At 65.4% G+C, this 18,405-nt stretch carries 19 protein-coding genes; 4 read left to right on the plus strand and 15 right to left on the minus strand.

Annotation, left to right across the window (positions count from 1 at the left end; translation table 11 throughout):
- Positions 1–22 precede the first annotated feature (22 nt).
- Positions 23–547 carry a B-4DMT family transporter gene (locus MSTE_RS13735; RefSeq protein ID WP_193442023.1) on the plus strand — a complete coding sequence of 175 codons (525 nt, stop codon included), beginning with the start codon at positions 23–25 and terminating at the stop codon, positions 545–547.
- On the opposite strand, the gene aroQ is transcribed toward MSTE_RS13735, so the two are convergent.
- The 5 genes from aroQ to MSTE_RS13760 form a co-directional block, all read right to left on the minus strand.
- On the minus strand, positions 520–954 hold the full coding sequence (gene aroQ, locus MSTE_RS13740; protein WP_096501992.1) for a type II 3-dehydroquinate dehydratase: 435 nt from the start codon (positions 952–954) through the stop codon (positions 520–522). The genes MSTE_RS13735 and aroQ overlap by 28 nt on opposite strands.
- Positions 951–2,060 carry a 3-dehydroquinate synthase gene (aroB, locus tag MSTE_RS13745; protein WP_096501994.1) on the minus strand — a complete coding sequence of 370 codons (1,110 nt, stop codon included), beginning with the start codon at positions 2,058–2,060 and terminating at the stop codon, positions 951–953. The genes aroQ and aroB overlap by 4 nt, the downstream gene beginning before the upstream one ends.
- Positions 2,053–2,700: a shikimate kinase gene (locus MSTE_RS13750; RefSeq protein ID WP_096501996.1), complete on the minus strand. Its 648-nt coding sequence runs from the start codon at positions 2,698–2,700 to the stop codon at positions 2,053–2,055. Before MSTE_RS13750 ends, aroB begins: the two co-directional genes overlap by 8 nt.
- Positions 2,697–3,935: a chorismate synthase gene (aroC, locus tag MSTE_RS13755; protein ID WP_096505863.1), complete on the minus strand. Its 1,239-nt coding sequence runs from the start codon at positions 3,933–3,935 to the stop codon at positions 2,697–2,699. Before aroC ends, MSTE_RS13750 begins: the two co-directional genes overlap by 4 nt.
- Positions 3,936–4,001: 66 nt before the next feature.
- The gene (locus MSTE_RS13760) at positions 4,002–4,436 is read right to left on the minus strand and encodes a prepilin peptidase (RefSeq protein WP_096501998.1); all 435 of its coding nucleotides are present in this window, start codon (positions 4,434–4,436) and stop codon (positions 4,002–4,004) included.
- A 37-nt stretch (positions 4,437–4,473) separates the two neighbouring features.
- Here MSTE_RS13760 and MSTE_RS13765 point away from each other — a divergent pair, with 37 nt between their 5' ends.
- The gene (locus tag MSTE_RS13765) at positions 4,474–5,262 is read left to right on the plus strand and encodes a methyltransferase domain-containing protein (RefSeq protein WP_096502000.1); all 789 of its coding nucleotides are present in this window, start codon (positions 4,474–4,476) and stop codon (positions 5,260–5,262) included.
- Between the two features lie 9 nt (positions 5,263–5,271).
- A complete protein-coding gene (locus tag MSTE_RS13770; protein WP_096502002.1) occupies positions 5,272–5,991 on the plus strand; it encodes a TetR/AcrR family transcriptional regulator in 720 nt (239 codons plus the stop codon).
- Here the strand turns inward: MSTE_RS13770 and MSTE_RS13775 are convergent.
- The 8 genes from MSTE_RS13775 to MSTE_RS13810 all read right to left on the minus strand — a co-directional run bounded on the left by MSTE_RS13775 (position 5,974) and on the right by MSTE_RS13810 (position 15,277).
- Positions 5,974–6,987 carry an AurF N-oxygenase family protein gene (locus tag MSTE_RS13775; protein WP_096502004.1) on the minus strand — a complete coding sequence of 338 codons (1,014 nt, stop codon included), beginning with the start codon at positions 6,985–6,987 and terminating at the stop codon, positions 5,974–5,976. The two genes, MSTE_RS13770 and MSTE_RS13775, sit on opposite strands and share 18 nt — an antisense overlap.
- A 153-nt stretch (positions 6,988–7,140) precedes the next feature.
- Positions 7,141–7,959 carry a shikimate dehydrogenase gene (locus tag MSTE_RS13780; RefSeq protein WP_096502006.1) on the minus strand — a complete coding sequence of 273 codons (819 nt, stop codon included), beginning with the start codon at positions 7,957–7,959 and terminating at the stop codon, positions 7,141–7,143.
- Between the two features lie 18 nt (positions 7,960–7,977).
- Positions 7,978–9,264 carry an endolytic transglycosylase MltG gene (mltG, locus tag MSTE_RS13785; protein ID WP_046253919.1) on the minus strand — a complete coding sequence of 429 codons (1,287 nt, stop codon included), beginning with the start codon at positions 9,262–9,264 and terminating at the stop codon, positions 7,978–7,980.
- Entirely contained in the window at positions 9,261–9,761 is a 501-nt protein-coding gene (gene ruvX / locus MSTE_RS13790) for a Holliday junction resolvase RuvX (RefSeq protein WP_096502008.1), read from the minus strand. Before ruvX ends, mltG begins: the two co-directional genes overlap by 4 nt.
- Positions 9,762–9,766: 5 nt before the next feature.
- Complete coding sequence (gene alaS / locus MSTE_RS13795; RefSeq protein WP_096502010.1) at positions 9,767–12,454, minus strand: alanine--tRNA ligase; 2,688 nt, start codon at positions 12,452–12,454, stop codon at positions 9,767–9,769.
- Positions 12,455–12,649: 195 nt separating this feature from the next.
- Positions 12,650–12,973, minus strand: a complete 324-nt coding sequence (locus tag MSTE_RS13800; protein ID WP_096502012.1) for a hypothetical protein — start codon at positions 12,971–12,973, stop codon at positions 12,650–12,652.
- 77 nt (positions 12,974–13,050) lie between these two features.
- Positions 13,051–14,403 carry a replication-associated recombination protein A gene (locus tag MSTE_RS13805; protein WP_096502014.1) on the minus strand — a complete coding sequence of 451 codons (1,353 nt, stop codon included), beginning with the start codon at positions 14,401–14,403 and terminating at the stop codon, positions 13,051–13,053.
- Between the two features lie 31 nt (positions 14,404–14,434).
- Positions 14,435–15,277, minus strand: a complete 843-nt coding sequence (locus MSTE_RS13810; RefSeq protein WP_096505865.1) for a DUF3097 domain-containing protein — start codon at positions 15,275–15,277, stop codon at positions 14,435–14,437.
- 488 nt (positions 15,278–15,765) lie between these two features.
- On the opposite strand from MSTE_RS13810, the gene MSTE_RS13815 reads away from it, so the two are divergent.
- Positions 15,766–16,608: a hypothetical protein gene (locus MSTE_RS13815; protein WP_096502016.1), complete on the plus strand. Its 843-nt coding sequence runs from the start codon at positions 15,766–15,768 to the stop codon at positions 16,606–16,608.
- A 17-nt stretch (positions 16,609–16,625) separates the two neighbouring features.
- Here the strand turns inward: MSTE_RS13815 and MSTE_RS13820 are convergent, their stop codons facing one another.
- Positions 16,626–17,063 (minus strand): ImmA/IrrE family metallo-endopeptidase, encoded by a 438-nt coding sequence (locus tag MSTE_RS13820; protein WP_231896880.1) that lies wholly within the window; start codon positions 17,061–17,063, stop codon positions 16,626–16,628.
- A 176-nt stretch (positions 17,064–17,239) separates the two neighbouring features.
- Positions 17,240–18,388 (minus strand): kinase, encoded by a 1,149-nt coding sequence (locus MSTE_RS13825; RefSeq protein WP_096502018.1) that lies wholly within the window; start codon positions 18,386–18,388, stop codon positions 17,240–17,242.
- Positions 18,389–18,405 lie beyond the last annotated feature (17 nt).

Below are 18,405 nucleotides of genomic sequence, written 5' to 3' on the forward strand. Positions count from 1 at the left end.
GCTACCGCGATACGCTGGGCCCATGCCCGAAGCTGGAACACGTTCCATGACCGCGCAATGGCTTACCCGTGGCGCCGTCTTCGCCGTCTTTATGGTGCTGATTCGCGTGATACAGGGCCTGGCCATCAGCGTCTGGGAGACCCACGGCACCCTCATCAACATCACGCTGGTTCTGGTGTTCGTCGCGGCGGTGGTGGCCTGGGCGATCACCGACGGCCGCGGCGATGCCCGACGCAACCCCGATCCGGACCGTCGTGAAGATCTAGCGATGTGGTGGCTGCTGGGTGGCATCTTCGCCGGGGCGGTCAGCGGCCTGGTGATCTGGCTGATCAGTCGGTTCAACGAGGGAATCTATGCGGCGGGCATCCTGGCCGAGCTCACCACCACCGCGGCATTCGTGGCACTGCTGGTGTTCGCGCCCGCCATGGTCGGCGTATTCGCGGGCCGACTGCTGGTGGACCGCAAGGAAAAGGAGCACGCCGCGCTGCAGCAGTCGGATACCGACGTGTTCCAGGCGGTTCAGGACGAAGTGGACGTCACGAAGTAGCGCAGCGCCAGCAGGTATCCCTGCACGCCGAGCCCGACGATCACCCCGGTGGCCAACGCACTGAGGTACGACTTGTGCCGGAACTCTTCGCGCGCATACACATTCGAGATGTGCACCTCGATCAGCCCGGCCGCCAATTCGGCACAGGCATCGCGTAGCGCAACCGACGTGTGGGTGAACGCGCCAGCATTCAGGATCACCGGATCCTTGGCGTCGGCGGCATCGTGAATCCAGCCGAGCAATTCGGCTTCGCTGTCGGTCTGCCGCACCTGGACATCCACACCCAGCGAGCCCGCTTCGGCCTGGATGAGTGACACCAGCTCCTCGTAGGTGACGCTGCCGTAGACGGCGGCCTCCCGTTTACCGAGACGGCCCAGATTGGGGCCGTTGAGAACCTGGATCGTCACAACATCACTCCCTCGCCAGTCGTCGGACCTGCCACCACCGAGTATGCGGCGGCCAGCAGTGACGGGTCGGGGCCTTCCAGCCGACCCGGCTTGGCCAATCCGTCAAGCACCACGAATCGCAGTATGCCCGAGCGGGTCTTCTTATCGCCCTGCATCGATTCGACGAGCTGCCCCAGCGCGTCGGCGTCATAACGAGTCGGCAGCCCGAGCGCCGAGAGCACCCGTGCATGGCGATCAGCGGTCTCATCGTCCAGACGTCCGGCCAAGCGCCCCAGTTCGGCCGCGAACACCAGACCGACCGACACGGCGGCACCGTGGCGCCACCGGTACCGCTCGCGTCGCTCGATGGCGTGCCCGAGGGTGTGGCCGTAGTTGAGAATCTCGCGCAGCTCGGCTTCCTTCTCGTCCGCGGCCACCACCTTGGCCTTGACCGCGATGGAGCGTTCGATGAGCTCGCGCAGCACCGGCTTGGACGGATCGATCGCGGCCTCCGGGTCGGCCTCGATGAGCTCGAGGATGACCGGGTCGGCGATGAATCCTGCCTTCACGACTTCGGCCATACCTGCGACGATTTCGTTGCGCGGCAACGAGTCGAGCGTCGCCAGGTCCACCAGCACCGCCCCAGGCTGGTGGAATGCGCCAACGAGGTTCTTACCCGCCTCGGTGTTGATGCCCGTTTTGCCGCCGACCGCGGCATCGACCATCGCGAGCAGCGTGGTGGGTACGTGCACCACCTTCACGCCACGCAACCACGTGGCGGCGGCGAAGCCCGCGGTGTCGGTGGCGGCCCCTCCCCCCAGACTGACGACGGCGTCTTTGCGGCCGATGCCGATGCGGCCCAGTACTTCCCAGATGAATCCGAGCACGGCCAGGTCCTTGCCGGCCTCGGCGTCGGGAATCTCGACCCGATGCGCGTCGATTCCGTTGTCGGCCAGGGTTTTCCGAATCTCCTCGGCGGTCACCGCGAGGGTGGGCTGATGCAGTATCGCCACCTTGTCGGAGCCCTTGAGCGCGTCCACCAACTCGCCCAGCAGACCCGTTCCCACGATAACCGGGTAGGGCGGGTTCACCTCGACGGTGATCGTCGTCGGCTCGGCGCTAGTCATTGTCGGCTCTTCCTTTAGTTTCGGTTCCGGGGGTATCGGTCTTGGTTGCCGCGGGAGCACCGGACGTACGGCGCCGCGATCGGGGGCGCCGACGGGGACGTCGCCGCCGTGACGAACCTGGGGTGCCCGATTCGGGGCTCTCCAACCGGGACACGATGGTCCGGACCACCGCGCCGGGATTTCGCCTGTCGGTGTTGACCTTGATCGTGGCGACCTCTCGGTACAGCGGAACTCGCTGCGAGATGAGGGCGTGATACTTCTCGGCGCGGTCAGGCCCGGCCAGCAGCGGACGCACCACACTGCCTCCGGTGCGCCGAATTCCTTCCGCGGCACTGATTTCCAGGTACACGACGGTGTGCCCGGTGAGCGCTTCCCGAACTCCTGGAGTGAGCACGGCGCCACCACCGAGTGAGACCACCCCATCCTGCTGATCAAGAGCCTGCCGAATCACCGATTCTTCGATGCGTCGGAATTCCGGCTCCCCGTCGGTGGCGAAGATGTCGGCGATGGTGCGGCCGGCCTGCGCCTCGATGCCGATGTCGGTGTCATAGATGTTGACGTTCAACGCTTTTGCCAGCCGACGGCCGATGGTGGACTTACCCGATCCGGGCAGTCCGACAAGGACGGCTTTGGGGCTCATCCCGCTGTGTTAGCCGATCTTCGCGCAAGCTGCTCATCGGAGGATTCTCGGCGTGGCTCCCGCTGCGCCACCGCGTCCAGGTACGCACCGACGTTCGTCTTCGTCTCGGACAGCGAGTCTCCACCGAACTTCTCCAGTGCGGCGCGGGCCACCACCAGCGCAACCATCGCCTCGGCGACCACCCCAGCGGCCGGGACCGCGCACACGTCGGAACGCTGGTGAATTGCGACAGCCTCGTCGCCGGTGGACATGTCCACCGTCGCCAACGCCCGCGGGACGGTGGAGATGGGCTTCATCGCCGCCCGCACCCGCAGCGGTTGACCGTTGGTCATGCCACCTTCCAGTCCCCCGGCACGATTGGTGGAGCGCAGGATGCCGTCGGGGCCGGGGTAAATCTCGTCGTGTGCGGCGCTGCCGCGTCGACGCGCGGTGGTGAAACCGTCACCGATCTCCACACCCTTGATCGCCTGGATACCCATGATCGCCGCCGCCAATTGGCTGTCCAGCCGGTCGTTCCCACTGATGAACGAGCCGAGTCCGACGGGCAAACCGGCGATCACCACCTCGACCACTCCACCGAGGGTGTCGCCGTCCTTCTTGGCGGCCTCGATCTCACTGATCATCGACGACTGAGCCTGCTCGCCGAACGCCCGCACCGGGCTGGCGTCGATGGCGTCCAGGTCGGCGGCGCTCGGAACCGGGCCTTCGTAGGGCTCGGAGTCACCGATGGAGATGACGTGCGAGATGACATCTACTCCCAGGGCCTGCTTCAAGAAGGCCTTGGCAAGGGTGCCCACGGCCACGCGCGCCGCGGTCTCGCGCGCACTGGCCCGCTCGAGGACCGGGCGGGCGTCATCGAATCCATATTTGAGCATGCCCGCGTAGTCGGCGTGCCCGGGCCGGGGCCGGGTCAGCGGCGCGTTGCGCGCGATGTTCTCCAGCTCGGCGGGGTCCACGGGGTCCGGAGACATCACGGTTTCCCACTTGGGCCATTCGGTGTTGCCGACCTCGATGGCAACCGGACCGCCCAAGGTCAGTCCGTGGCGCACGCCACCGAGCACGGTGACCTGATCGGCCTCGAAAGCCATCCGCGCACCCCGGCCGTAGCCCAGGCGCCGACGCGCCAGCTGCCTACCGATGTCCTCCGATGTCAGTTCGACACCGGCGACCATGCCTTCCAGGACCGCGACCAACGCGCGTCCATGCGATTCACCTGCCGTGATCCAGCGCAACACGTGCACCATTGTCCCATGCGAGCAGGTCGGTCTTCCAAATCGATCGGGACAGTGGATGGTTCTTTGTCAGATGCCCGGTGAGAGGACCGTCAGCCCGGTCGCTAACGCCGTGGCCAGACACATCGACGGTCCATGCGGAACCGATACTCCCCGGCGCCCGCACGCCATGAGCGACACACCGATCAGGCCGGTCAACAGCGGCGCACCGATCGCCGCCAGAAACCACGAGTCCAACCCGAACACCCCCGACAATCCCCCGGTGCCGAAGGCGAGCTTCACGTCCCCGGCCCCCATCGCGCGCGCCGAGAGCAGGTGCGCGGCCAGGTACACGACCGTCAACGCCGCCGCACCGGCCAACATCGATGGATTGCGGTCGAACATCGCCACCACGACGATCCCGGCGGCCGCGGGCAGCGTGAGCCAGTTCGGCAGCCTGCGGTACCTGATGTCGAAATATGACAGCGCCGCCATCCAGCACAGCACACCCGCCCCGTACATCATGTGGGGAATGTAGCGCCGCGCGGCTAGATTCGGAGCAGTGACGAAGACATTGTGGAGCCCGCAGGAATACAGCCGATTCGGAGACGAACGCAGTCGCCCGTTCTACGAATTGCTATCTCGAATACCCGCCTCGGGTCCACGCACTGTCGTTGACTTGGGTTGCGCCAGTGGAGCATTGACCGTCGATTTGGCCCGCCGGTGGCCCGATGCTTCGGTGCTGGGACTGGATTCCTCCGCCGAGCTGCTGGCCACCGCACCCGCCGATCTGCCCGCCAATCTGCGTCTGGAGCAAGGCGATATCGCGGACTTTCGAGCCGACGGCGTAGACGTACTGTTCACCAATGCGGCCTTGCAATGGCTTCCACAGCACCGCGAGCTCATCGCCACGTGGGCCGGGCAGCTCAATCCGGGTGGATATCTGGCCTTTCAGGTTCCGGGCAACTTCGGCGCGCCCTCGCATGCGCTGATGCGCCAGGTGGCCGAATCGCCACGCTGGGTATCGCGATTGTCCGGTGTGCTGCGCGGAATCGAGAGCACGGACGAAGCCGAAGGTTATGCGCGCCTGGCCATTTCCGCCGGTCTGGTTCCGGACGCCTGGGAAACGACATATATGCACCTGTTGACGGGCGAGGATCCGGTGCTGCGCTGGGTTCATGGCACCGGGCTGAGGCCCGTCGTGTCGGCACTGCCTGCCGACGAATTCGCCGAGTTCGAGTCTGAGTACGCCGCACTGCTGCGCCGGGCTTATCCGCGCTCCGGCGAGGTGACCCCATTCGGATTCCGCCGAATCTTCTGTGTGGCATCCAAGCCGGACGTGGGTCGATAGAATCGGGCGGTGCCGGATACCAATGCCAAGGAACGCTCACTCACCGGGCATGAGGCACGTTGGGAACGGCACAACTCCGCCCGCCAGACCCGCATCGTGGAGTCTGCCGTCGCGCTGCTCGATGAAACGCCGCCCGGCACCGAGATTCCCGTGCAGTCGATCGCCAAACGGGCCGAGCTGGCCAAGTCTGTGGTGTACCGGCAGTTCGAGGGACGCGAGGACCTCGATCGCCGAATCCGCTCCTACCTATTGCAGGACTTCGACGCCACGATCACGTCACAACTGGACGTCAGCAGAGGTTCGATCATCGACATCGTCACCAGAACCATCCGGGCCGTCCTCGATTGGATGACCAACTACCCACACCGCTATGAATTCATGCGTTCCGGGGCCACCGATGAGTACCCCGCCGTCGACGCGATCAGCACGGTCAAACTCCGCGTGGAACAGCGTGTTCGCGGCGTCTTGATTCCGATCACCGAGCAGCTCGGGATCGATTACTGCGTATTCGAGTCAGTCACCTACGCGGTGGTGACCATGGTCGAGGGATCACTATCGCGGTGGCTGCGGGAAGAGGAACCAGCGCGCAACCGCACCGAGATCATCGAAGACCTCGCGAACTACGTCTGGTACGTGCTGGACGGGGCCGGTCGTTCGATGGGCGTGTCCTTGGACCCGCAGACCGAACTGATGGCGGCTATCGCCGAACTGTCAGGCGCCAACCGCTAGCGGCGCCCCCACGGGCGAGCGGTCGGGCTCGCTGCGGTACCGCGACGGACGGCCGTCGATGTGCAGCACCTTCCACAACGGGCGCACCCACCACGGCCGCATTCCGATGTCCTCGGTGAGCTTGCGCATGTCTCCGAAGTACTCGGCCAGCGTGTGACGCGCATGCTCGCTGCGCCAGAAGGCCTGCTTGAAAACCGCACGCGGGATACCGAACTCGGCGGCGAAGGTCCGCGGCGGAATCATGATCTCGTTCGCCAGCAACTTCATGACGACCGGGAACAGCAGGGTGCACAGCGCGCGTTTGCGCGCGCTCATCAGCGGCATATGTACGCGCAGGAATTCACCCGCGAAGGAGATGTGTCGCGCCTCTTCGGCCACGTGGATTTCCATCGTGCGTCGAACGGCCGGGGGCAGGTCGACGTCCTTGCGGATCAGCGATTTCTGGTAGTGGTCGATGGGCTCCTCGCCGCCGAGGATGCCGATGAAGAGCACCACATGCGCCCAGCCGCCCGCCACGCCGATGATCGGCGACAGCCTGCGGAACCACTTGCGCATGCCCGGGACGTCGTCACCGATGCGGTTGACGAGCTCCTGGAACATCTGGATGTGGTTGCACTCCTCGGTCATCTCGTGGAGGCAGTAGCGGAACTCCGGCGAGCCGTTCGGCAGCTTCATGAGGTACTGCATCATGCCGCGAATCAGGATGCTCTCGAAGGCGAGCCCGACCTTGACGCTGTTGGCCAGCCGCCAGCGGCCGATCTCGATTTGGCGGTCGAGAGGAAGGTCCCGGTACCACTGAGTGGCGCCGAGCGTGTCCAGCTCCGGGTGCAGCACCCAGCGGGGGTCGTTGCGGTCGATCTGGTAATCGGGCGCATCCCAGTCGATGTCCGTGAAGGGATCGAAGTGCAGACGCACCGAGCCTTCGGACAACGTGTGCAGGGTCTGCAGGTACTCCGCGTCGAAATCACTCGGCCCGGGGACGGTGTAAAGCGGCATTGCTTCCTCCTCGAATTACCCACCAATTTACTGGGACGCGGCATCCCATGCAACATCTGATGGGACCAAAAGTCCCATAAATTTGATTCCCGCAGGTCGCATCTACTCGTGAGTGTGAATCTGCCCGACTGCCAACGCCGGATTATCGGGCGCTCAGCGCAGAGCGGCGGCCATCGCCGCACGTGGTGCGGGCTGCCCGGTGAACAGCTCTACCTGAGTGAATGCCTGGTTGAGCAGCATCTCCAAACCGCCGACCACCGCTGCTCCCCGATCGCGTGCCGCGGCCGCCAGCTCGGTGGGCCACGGGTGATAGATAACGTCGAGAATCGCCGGGGCCGCGGCCAGGGAGTCCGAATAGGGTGCCGCCGCGTCCGCGGGCACAGTGCTCACCAGCACGCCGGATGATGCGCACACCGAGGACAGTGCCGCGTCCTCGAAATCAATCACCGAGGTCTGCAGACCCACTCGCCGCGCCAGCTCGAGAGCTCCGCGTGCCCGAGCCGCGTCGCGGGCCACCACCGTCAGGGACTGGATACCCATTGCCGCCAGCGCCACGATGGCCGGCCGCGCGGTACCGCCGGCGCCGACGATCACCGCCGCCCGCTCCGAGGGTTCGATTCCCGCACCGCGCAGCGCTCCGGATACCCCATCGACGTCGGTGTTGTCGGCATGCCAACCGTCATCCGTGCGCACCAGGGTGTTGGCCGCACCGATCAACCGCGCACGCTCGGTGCAACTCGACGCCGACTCCAAGGCGGCGAACTTGCCGGGCATCGTCACCGAGAAACCCACCCAATCGGGCCCGGCGCCGCCCACCACATCGGGCAGCTGCTCGGCCGTGCACTCGATGCGTTCATAGGTCCAGCCGGTCAGCCCCAGCGCGCGATAGGCCGCCAGGTGTAGATCGGGTGAGCGCGAATGCCCAATCGGTGAGCCGAGCACCGCGGCGCGGCGAACCTCAGCCGCGCTCATGCTCGTCGCCCGGGAGGCTCATCGCGCACTGTCCAGAATGCCGTTCTTCTTGGCCAGCTCGATGTTGGCCAAATGCTCGTTGTAGTCGGCCGTGAACAACGTGGTGCCCTCGGCGTCGATCGTGACGAAGTACAGCCAGTCCCCCGGCTCCGGATGCTCGGCCGCCTGAAGTGCCTCGGGGCTCGGCGAAGAGATCGGGGTGGCCGGGAGCCCCTGCGACACATAGGTATTCCAGAGTGTCTTGCGCTCGCGGTCGTCATCGGTGGTCGCGACTTCTTGGCGGTCCAACGGGTAGTTCACCGTGGAGTCGAATTCCAGCTTCTGATGCTTGGCCAGCCGGTTGTAGACCACCCGCGCCACCTTCGCGAAGTCGCGAGGTTTGGCCTCCCGCTGCAGCAGCGAGGCCACCACCAGCACTTCATAGGGCGACAATCCGGCCGCATCGGCCTGCAGTAATCCCAGCTGCTGGTACTGGTCGCTGCTCTCGCGGATGAGGGAGGCCAGAATCTGCTCCGGCTCGGCCATCGGGTCGAAGTCCCATCGCCCGGCGGCGATCAGTCCCTCGAGGCGGCGATGGTCGTCGCGCACGGCATTGACGCCGTTGGACGCCCACTGCGGGACCGACAGCTCGGCCTGCGAAGCCGTCGTGGCGGCCTGCCGTAAGTCCGAAGCGGCCACGCAATGCTTGTCCCCGTCCAGGTCCACACACGAAGCACGCGCGATGAGGGTGAAGATGCCCTCGGTGACCGCGCCATTGGCCACCGCGGAGACGTCGTCGAGCTGACGGCCCTCGGGGATGACGAGCAGACCGACACGGTTGTCTTGTTCGGCCAGACGCGCGACGGCGTCCTTGCCGGGAATCTTGGTGCGCAGCTTGTAGAAGCCGGGCTGGATCGCGGCGATGGCCTGATTGCCCTGCGCCGCATCGGTGAACGCGCTCGGAGTGGCCACCACTCCCTCGTCCTTCAGCCGCTGTCCGATGACCTTGGTGGTGTCGCCGCGATGCACCTCGAACACGAAGTCCTTGACCCCGGAGCCCGAGTAGTCGGTGACGGGAGCGTCGGCACCGAAGAGGCTGTCCCACAGCTTGGCTCCGCCGACAACGGCAGCGACGGTGATGATGACAACCAGCGCCAGGCCCGCCAGTCCGGCGTTGCGGCGACGCCGCGCCGCCGCCCTGCGGCGCGCCCGTTCGCGACGGGTCTCGCGAGGACGCGGACCCACCGCCACCGGGACGGCCCGGCGACCGCCGCCCCAGTCGTCGTCGGGCTCCTGGCGATCGTCCCAATCGCGCCAGTCGCTCAACGCGTGCCCCCTTCACTGCCGCACCGGCGACGCTGCTCAAGCCAATCCTGCAGAATGGCCACCGCTGCCGCCTGGTCGATGATGCCGCGCTGCTGACGAGACCGTACTCCTGCCTCACGCAGGGAACGCTGGGCGGTAGTAGTAGTGAAACGCTCGTCTACTAAGCGCACCGGCACGGGCGCGATTCGCTCACTCAGCTCGCGGGCGAACCCGGCGGCATCGCGCGCCGAGGCCCCCGTACCTTCACGCAGGTTGCGCGGCAGGCCGACAACGACCTCTACCACGCCCAGCTCCTCGACCAATTCCACGATGCGGCGAAAATCACTGTCTTCCTTGTTATCCCGCGCAACCGTTTCGACCGGGGTGGCAAGAATTCCGTCGGGGTCGCACGATGCGACCCCGATTCTGACGGTGCCTACGTCCACGCCGAGACGACGGCCTCGGCCCGGATCGTCGGGGCCTGGACGATCAGGGACAGGAGCTTCGCTATCGGGCACTCGGTTCAGGCCTGGCGGATCTGTTCACGCAGCGCCCGCAGTGCCGCGTCAATGCCGGAGGGGTCCTTACCGGAACCCTGTGCCGTGTCGGACTTACCGCCGCCTCGACCGTCCACGGCCGATCCGATGGCACCCACGAGGTCGTTGGCGCGCAGCCCCGCATCTTGAGCGGCCTGGTTGACCGACACCACGAAGGGCACCGAGCCCTCGCCCGCTGCGATCAGCGCGACCACGGCGGGGTCACTGCCGAGCCGACCCCGAATGTCTCCGATCAGGCTGCGCAGATCACCGGCGCCGGTGCCATCGGGCAGCCGGTGCGCCACCACGGTGACGGTGCCGGCCGACGTGCTCAGGCGTTCCGCGTTGTCCACCAATGTCGAAATGGAGGCCTTCACTGAGGCCAAACGTGTTTGTTCCAACTCCTTTTCGGCGACCTTGAGCCGCTCCACCAGAGTGGCGACCCGGGCGGCAACCTCGTCAGAGGGCACCTTCAGGCTCGAGGACAGCGCGGCCATCAAGGCACGTTCCTTCGAGAGGTACCGGAATGCGTCCAGGCCGACGTAGGCCTCCACGCGGCGCACACCCGAGCCCACCGAAGCCTCTCCCAGCAGCGTCACGGGTCCGATTTGGGAGGAGTTCGCGACGTGGGTGCCACCGCACAACTCGAGCGAGAACGGGCCGCCGATGTCGACGACGCGCACGTTGTCTCCGTAGTTCTCACCGAACAGCGCCATCGCGCCCATGGCCTTGGCCTTGTCCAAATCGGTGATGAAGGTGTTGACGGGGTAGTTGGCCTCGACCGCCTTGTTGGCGACGTCCTCAACCTCTTGCCGCTGCGCCTCCGAGAGCGCGCCCTGCCAGCTGAAGTCGAAACGCAGGTATCCGGGCCGGTTGAGCGAACCTGCCTGAACGGCGTTGGGCCCCAGCACTTGCCGCAGTGCGGCGTGCACCATGTGCGTACCCGAGTGGCCCTGGGTGGCGCCGTGGCGCCACTGCGGATCCACCGAGGCCACCACCTGATCACCCTCGACGAACTCACCGGATTCCACCGTGACCTTGTGCACGAACAGGGTTTTGGCGATCTTCTGGACATCGGAGACCTTTGCCTGCGATGTCGCGTTGGTCCCGTCGCCGCGAATGGATCCGATATCGGCGATCTGGCCGCCCGATTCTGCGTAGAGCGGGGTGCGGTCCAATACGATTTCCGCTTCGGTGCCCACTGAGGCAACCGGCACCCGGGCACCGTCGACAAAGATGCCCAGAATCGTTGCTTGCGAATCTAATTCGTCGAAGCCGGTGAATTCCGTGGGTCCCGCGTCAACAAGCTCGCGGTACGCCGTGAGGTCCGCGTGAGCATGCTTGCGTGCTGCGGCGTCGGCCTTGGCGCGCTGCCGCTGCTCGTTCATCAGCTCACGGAAGCCGTTCTCGTCCACCGAAAGCCCGGCCTCGGCCGCCATTTCGAGGGTGAGCTCGATGGGGAATCCATAGGTGTCGTGCAGGGTGAACGCATCGCTACCCGAGAGCGTGGCCTTTCCGGCCGTCTTCGTCTTGTCCGCGGCATCCTCGAACAGCTTCGAACCGGAGGCCAGGGTCCGGTTGAAGGCGGTCTCCTCGGCGACGGCGATTCTGCTGATGCGTTCGAAGTCGGTCACCAACTCGGGGTACGACGGGCCCATCTCGTCACGCACCACGGCCATCAGCTCGCCCATCATGGGCTTTTCGACGCCAAGCAACTTGGTGGAGCGGATGATCCGGCGCAGCAGGCGGCGCAGCACATAGCCGCGGCCCTCGTTGCCGGGGCTTACCCCGTCGCCGATGATGATCCCCGCCGTGCGGGCGTGGTCGCCGATGACGCGATAGCGCACGTCGTCCTCGTGGCTGCCCTGCCCGTACCCGCGCGGGGCAACTGCTGCCACACAGTCGATGACGGGGCGCACCAGGTCGGTTTCGTAGACGTTGTCGACACCCTGCAGCAGACATGCGATGCGCTCAACACCCATGCCGGTATCGATGTTCTGGCGCGGCAGCGGGCCGAGTATCTCGAAGTCGGTCTTGGAGGTCCCCTCGCCACGCTCGTTCTGCATGAACACGAGATTCCAGATCTCGATGTAGCGGTCCTCGTTGGCCTCCGGGCCACCTTCGATGCCGTATTCGGGGCCGCGGTCGTAGTAGATCTCCGAGCAGGGACCGCAGGGACCGGGGATGCCCATGGACCAGTAGTTGTCGGCCATGCCGCGGCGCTGGATCCGGTCCAGCGGAAGCCCGGCGATGTCCTGCCACAGTCCGATGGCCTCGTCGTCGTCGAGATAGACGGTGGCCCACAGCTTCTCCGGGTCGAAGCCGTAACCACCTTCGGAGAGCGGATTGGTCAGCAGCGTCCAGGCAAGCCGTATCGCCTCGCTCTTGAAGTAGTCGCCGAAGGAGAAATTCCCGGCCATCTGGAAGAACGTGTTGTGCCGGGTGGTGATGCCCACCTCATCGATGTCCGGGGTGCGAATGCACTTCTGGACACTGGTGGCCGTGTTGTACGGCGGCGTGCGCTGCCCCAAGAAGAAGGGCACGAACTGGACCATGCCGGCGTTGACGAACAGCAGGTTGGGGTCGTCGAGGATCACCGAAGCGCTCGGTACCTCGGTGTGACCGGCCTTCACGAAGTGGTCCAGGAATCGCTTCCGGATCTCGTGTGTCTGCATGTCGTCCTTGCGTGTAGCTGGGGAATGTGACCGGACCACCCTACCGGTGTGTCCACCTACCGCCGGTATACGCCAAGGTCACCGGGCACCGCCACCAGGTATCTGCTCCGTCACAATTCACCGAGCTAACCGTGAACAGTCCCTCCACATGGACAGACGGGCTCCGGTTTGCCTCGCAGCAATTGCGGTCCGGCGCTAGCCGTACGGGGCGTCGCGGATCGAGCTGTCGACGGCTCCGCCGATCGGCGCGGTTGCCAGCCCGGTGAACGGCCCCAGGAACGGGCTCAACAGGATGCCGGCCCCGGCCTCGGCGGCATTACCGGCGGCTCCCGCGCCCACATCGCGGCCGTACTGCTCCACCCACGGATCAACCGGTGCAGGTGGCGGCGGGCCTGGATCTTCGAGGATCGGCTCGGGTCCCGGATCGGGTTCCGGATCTGCCCACGCCGCGCCGGGCGCTGTCATCACGGCGAGCGATGCCAGTAGTCCGCCCACGGCCACACGCATACGTAACGCCATGCCCTCAGTATGCCGAGTGTGCGATTTGTGTCGATTTTCTAGCCAGGACCGACAGGATCCGCACACTCGATCACGACTCAGCGCTTCAGCCCACGCCGAATGATGGCGCGCAGCTTGTCCAGCCGCGATCCGATCTCGCGCTCGGTGCCGTGATCGGTGGGCTGGTAGTAGTCGGCTCCGACCAGCTCATCGGGCGGGTACTGCTGTGCCACCACCCCGTCGCGGTCGTTATGCGGGTACACGTAGCCGACGGCATTGCCGAGTTTGGCCGCCCCGCTGTAATGGCCGTCACGCAGATGCGGCGGCACCAGCCCGGCCTTGCCCGCGCGAATGTCGCCCATCGCCGCCCCCAGTGCCGCCGGCACCGCCCCCGACTTGGGCGCGGTCGCGAGGTGGATGGTGGCGTGAGTGAGCGTCAGCTGCGCCTCCGGCATCCCGATCAGTTGCACCGTCTGGGCCGCCGCCACCGCCACCGGCAATGCGCTGGGATCGGCCATCCCGACATCCTCACTGGCCAGGATCATCAGTCGCCGGGCGATGAAGCGCGGGTCCTCCCCCGCGATCAGCATCCGCGCCAGATAATGCAGCGCGGCATCCACATCGGACCCGCGGATCGATTTGATGAAGGCACTGACCACGTCGTAATGCTGATCACCGTCACGGTCGTAGCGCACGGCAGCGCGGTCCACCGACTGCTCCACCACCTCGACGGTCATGGTGCCTCCGGCCCCTCCCGCGGTCTCCGCGGCGACCTCCAGGGCAGTCAGCGCGCGTCGTGCGTCGCCTGCGGCGAGCTGCGCCAGCAGGCTCAGCGCCTCGGGATCCACGGCCACCGCACCGCCGAGCCCGCGCTCGTCGGCGATAGCACGCGTGAGTACTTCCCGAATATCGTTGTCGCCCAATGGCTGCAGCTGAAGGATCAGCGAGCGCGAGAGCAGCGGCGCCACCACGGAAAAGGAGGGATTCTCGGTGGTAGCAGCGACCAACAGCACCACTCGGTTCTCCACGGCCGCAAGCAGGGCGTCCTGCTGGGTCTTGGAGAACCGGTGCACCTCGTCGATGAAGAGCACCGTCTGGCGGCCATGGACAGCTGCGCGGCGCGCATCATCGATGACGGCCCGCACTTCTTTGACTCCGGCGGACAACGCGGACAGCGCCTCGAATCGGCGCCCGGTGGCACCCGAAATCAAGGATGCGAGAGTGGTTTTCCCCGTGCCCGGAGGTCCGTACAGGATGACCGAGGCCGCACCCGAGCCGTCCACGAGACGGCGCAACGGCGAACCCTGTTTGAGCAGGTGCCCCTGCCCCACCACTTCATCGAGCGTGGCAGGACGCATCCGGACGGCCAGGGGCGCGTTGGGCGGCACCCCGGCATCCGCGGGGGTGGACTCGAAAGCGCCCCCGGGCACGTCGAACAGGCTGTCTGACACGTCTCAGGCTTACCACGTCGGACCGACGGGTTCAGCCCGCCGGTTGGGTGACGAAATCGATGAGCTCCTCAACACGGCCGATCAGGGCCGGCTCCAGGTCGGTCCAGGTGCGCACCTTGCCGCGGATCCGGCGCCAGGCCTCGGCGATCTCGGTCTGGCTGCCGTGCGGCCAGCCAAGCGCCTGGCAGATGCCGTGCTTCCACTCGATGTCCCGCGGCACGGTGGGCCAGGCATGCAGGCCGATCCGAGCGGGCTTGACCGCTTGCCAGATGTCGACGAACGGATGCCCCACCACCAGGGTGTGCTCGCCATAGGGACCCTTTTGCACCGTTTCGGCGATACGTGACTCCTTCGACCCCTTCACGAGGTGGTCGACCAGAACTCCGAGGCGACGGCCCGGTCCCGGCTGGAATTCCTTCACGATGGCGGCCAAGTCATCCACCCCGCCGAGGTACTCGACGACCACACCTTCGACGCGCAGGTCGTGACCCCACACCTGCTCGACGAGTTCGGCGTCGTGACGGCCCTCGACGTAGATCCGACTGGCCAACGCTGTGCGCGCCTTGAGCCCGTGGACGGCAACCGATCCCGATGCGCTCCGGGTCGCTGCGGTCGGGGTGTGCCGCAACGGCTCCTTGAGGATGACCGGCTTACCGTCGATGAGGTATCCCGGACCGACCGGAAAGCCACGAACACGGCCGTGCCGGTCTTCGAGGTCCATCCGCCCGTACTCGATGCGCACCACCGCGCCCACAAAACCCGTCTGGGCATCCTCCACGACCAAGCCCTTTATCGCCGCTACCTCGGTGGATTGCGGACGCCGGGGAGCATGCGGGTTGTTGGACAAGATGTCGGTGCCATAGCGATCAGCCACCCGGCGATCGTAGGAATGCGTCGAGATCACATCGCGTTACGACGCGCCCGTGTGATTAGACCGTGACCGGGACCGCGTGAGTGTGGGTGCAGGTGGCCACCACCGAATCGGCGTTCTTCGACCGGCGGGCGCACGGTGGAGAGCACCGGCAAGTCGCGCAGCGTACACCGTTCGAAGGCAACTTTCGGTGGACATACTTCATTTGCTGATTCATAGTGCACGAGATGGCTATGCGTTGGTTTTGGGATCACTGCCAAGCGGTTGAGCTTCTGGTCCTTGCCTTTGCCGCACCAGCTGTTCTGTACCGCGGGTGGCGATGGTGGACAGGTAGACCATCGCTTGCGTTAGCGGCAAGCGCGATTTTTGCAGTGTCCATATGGCCGTGGGCGCTTTGTGACATCGAGCCAATATGGGCGGCGTTATCGCCGGAAGTACAAGCCTTTCACGCCGCGGGAGGGATCGGCGTCGTAGCATCGGCGAGCGCATGGGTGCTTGTCTTTGAGGCATGCGGTCGGGCCGATCGCACGGTTCGGCGCAAGAAGATCCAGAGACTCGTTGCGGGAGCGACGATTACGTTCGTAGCCGTTGCAGCGTTGACCGTTTCGACGGTATCAACACCGGGCGGGAGTGACTTCTTCACCTACCTGACTGAGCCACGCCGCGACTCACCCAGCCTATTAGCGGCCACTCTTATCGGCCACATCTTTGCCGCCGCCGTGTTAGCCCACCTCGCCCTGCTCGCGATGCGGCGGATGGACCACACGCCGGCCGGCCAAGGACTGGGCTTGCTTGGAGCGGCCGGCGGTGCTGTCGCGATTGCGGTCGTAACTCGCGGAATCTGCGCCGAGCTGTTCCAGTGGAATGGGTATTCACCTCCGGCATGGTGTGGGCTAACCGTGCAAACAAGCGCCATCACGACAGGTGCGGTACTTGCCATTTCGGCCCTGACGTGGCCTCCAGCGGCACTGCGCCGCCAGACGCGCCACACGCTGCGCCGACTTCAGCCCTTACGTGATGCATTGATCGAACTGTTCCCGGGGCTGGCTCCGCCGCGGCAGTTCGGGGCGGGCCTAACGGCGGTGCCACCGGAATGGATTGACCAAATTCAGGATGGCCTAAGCCTGCTCGCGCAGTACCGCGATCTGCCGCGTGAGGCCTCTTCGCCACCAGAAAATCACACGAAACATATTCAGGCAGTTATTGATTGGATCCAGGGACAATCGCCAATAGGCATGAGCACCGCATGGCTTCACTCGCCACCACAGCTGACGAACACTGAGTGGATCCAGGTCCTCGCCGACGCATTTATCCCGAGGAACCCAGTTCAATAGCCGAGCGCCAGAACCATTCAGCAGAACATGTCGTCAATGCGCCGCCGAGACGACGGCTCCGCGGCCGCACCCGCTCGTTCCAGACGGCGTAAGACCAGGCCCGCGAAACATTCTGCATCGATTTCCTCATCGGGCCACGCTCGGGTTTCGTCACACGATCGCTGCAGCATGAAGGCCACCAGACCTACCGAGGCAGCCTCCATGTGCGCTGTCGCGTACTCGGTGATCGCCTGCCCACGGTGACCGAGGACCATATGGCCGAGTTCATGAGCAATAGTCCGCTCTCGCGACAACTCCTCTGATCGGACCTTCAACACATCCCGGTCCGGGAAAGACAACCACTGCCCAAAAACCCCGACGGGCAACCGCCCGTCCTCGATCGCAATTGGCCTGCCGCGCTGCAGGCCCCACATCTCGACGAGCGTCATCAGCGAGGATGTGCCTGCCGGTGCCACAGCGAACACTCCATCGACGGCGGTTCTGATCTCTGCGTTTCTCGACCGGCGTGCAAGCACACCGAAACGGGATCTGCCTAAACCCCGCCGACTATGCATCCGCAGAAAATAACAATCCTCGACGCACCCAGCAAGACATGGCATGTCCGCTACGTCCAGACAGAGACTCTGAGAACTCAGTCCTCCATGAAAGATTCGCCGCGCAGCGCCGCGATCACGTCGGTGGCGTGACCGGCGACAACGGAGTCGCCAACGCGCTCAGCAGCCGCATGTAGCGCGGTCCATCGCCCCAGCAGCGCGGAATGGCTGGGCGCGGGATTCCCGAATGCCACAGTCTCGTCGTCGAGATCGACGTCGATGGTGAAGTACTCGTGCGTGGCGAGCCACACCCACATCAGTCGCGCATCCAGGACGCGTCGCGCGAGTGTCTCGTCGTCGGCCAACCCGGGAGCGATCGACGCCACGTCGGAGCGCCACGCTTCGGTCATCGCATCGTCGAGCTCGGCGACTTCCTCGCGTTCGGCGGCCCCGAGGAACTCCGGGTAGACGGTGAGTGCGTGGGCGATGTCCAGCACGATGTCGCGGAATCCGCCCCATTCGTAGTCAAGAATCCGGACACCATGTTCGGTGACGAGGATATTGTCGGGGGCGACTTCGGAGGGGCTGAAGGCGCGAACGCCGCCCTTTCCGAAAAGTTCTGCTGTTTGCTGTAGCCGAGAAATCAGAGTCGGCGGCACCTCGAGGGCGTACTCGCTTCTCAGGATCTGCTGCAGTGGGTCGATGGTTTCAGCCCCGCCGATACGCTGCTGCGACGGGTCGACATCGGTCTTCTTCACATCGACGCGCCTGAGCAGTGCAGCAAAGTCGCCTTCTCGGCCTACGGTGGCTACGTGCATCCGCCCCAGGGCTTGCGCCCACGCCATCAGCGCGTGGTTGATCGCAGCACGATTACGCTCCGCCAGTAGCTCCGACATGGTCGGCGCGGAACCCAGATCGGTAAGCACGATGAGTCGTTCGGCAATGGAGTAGGCAACCAGCTCGGGGCCGGGCCGATGCTTGGCCGTCAAGGAGTTTGCGAACTGATACGACACAACCTCGCGGAGCACGGCGGCCTCGGATCCCCCTTCGGGGACCTGCTTGATCACCATGGACTTGGGCAACGCGAAAGGGTTCTGCACCGCGCGCACCCGAAGGACGATCGCAGGCCCGCTGCCACCGAGATCTTCGGGTTCGGCCAACGTGACGGTTGCCCCTGCACGCTTGGAGAGCAACTCCTCGGCTGTGGCGATAACCTGCGCGACGGGGTCTGCCAATAGTGTCGTCATTACCGCCTCACCTTACC

The sequence above is a fragment of the [Mycobacterium] stephanolepidis genome (assembly GCF_002356335.1).
In the GTDB taxonomy this organism is placed as follows: Bacteria; Actinomycetota; Actinomycetes; order Mycobacteriales; family Mycobacteriaceae; genus Mycobacterium; species Mycobacterium stephanolepidis.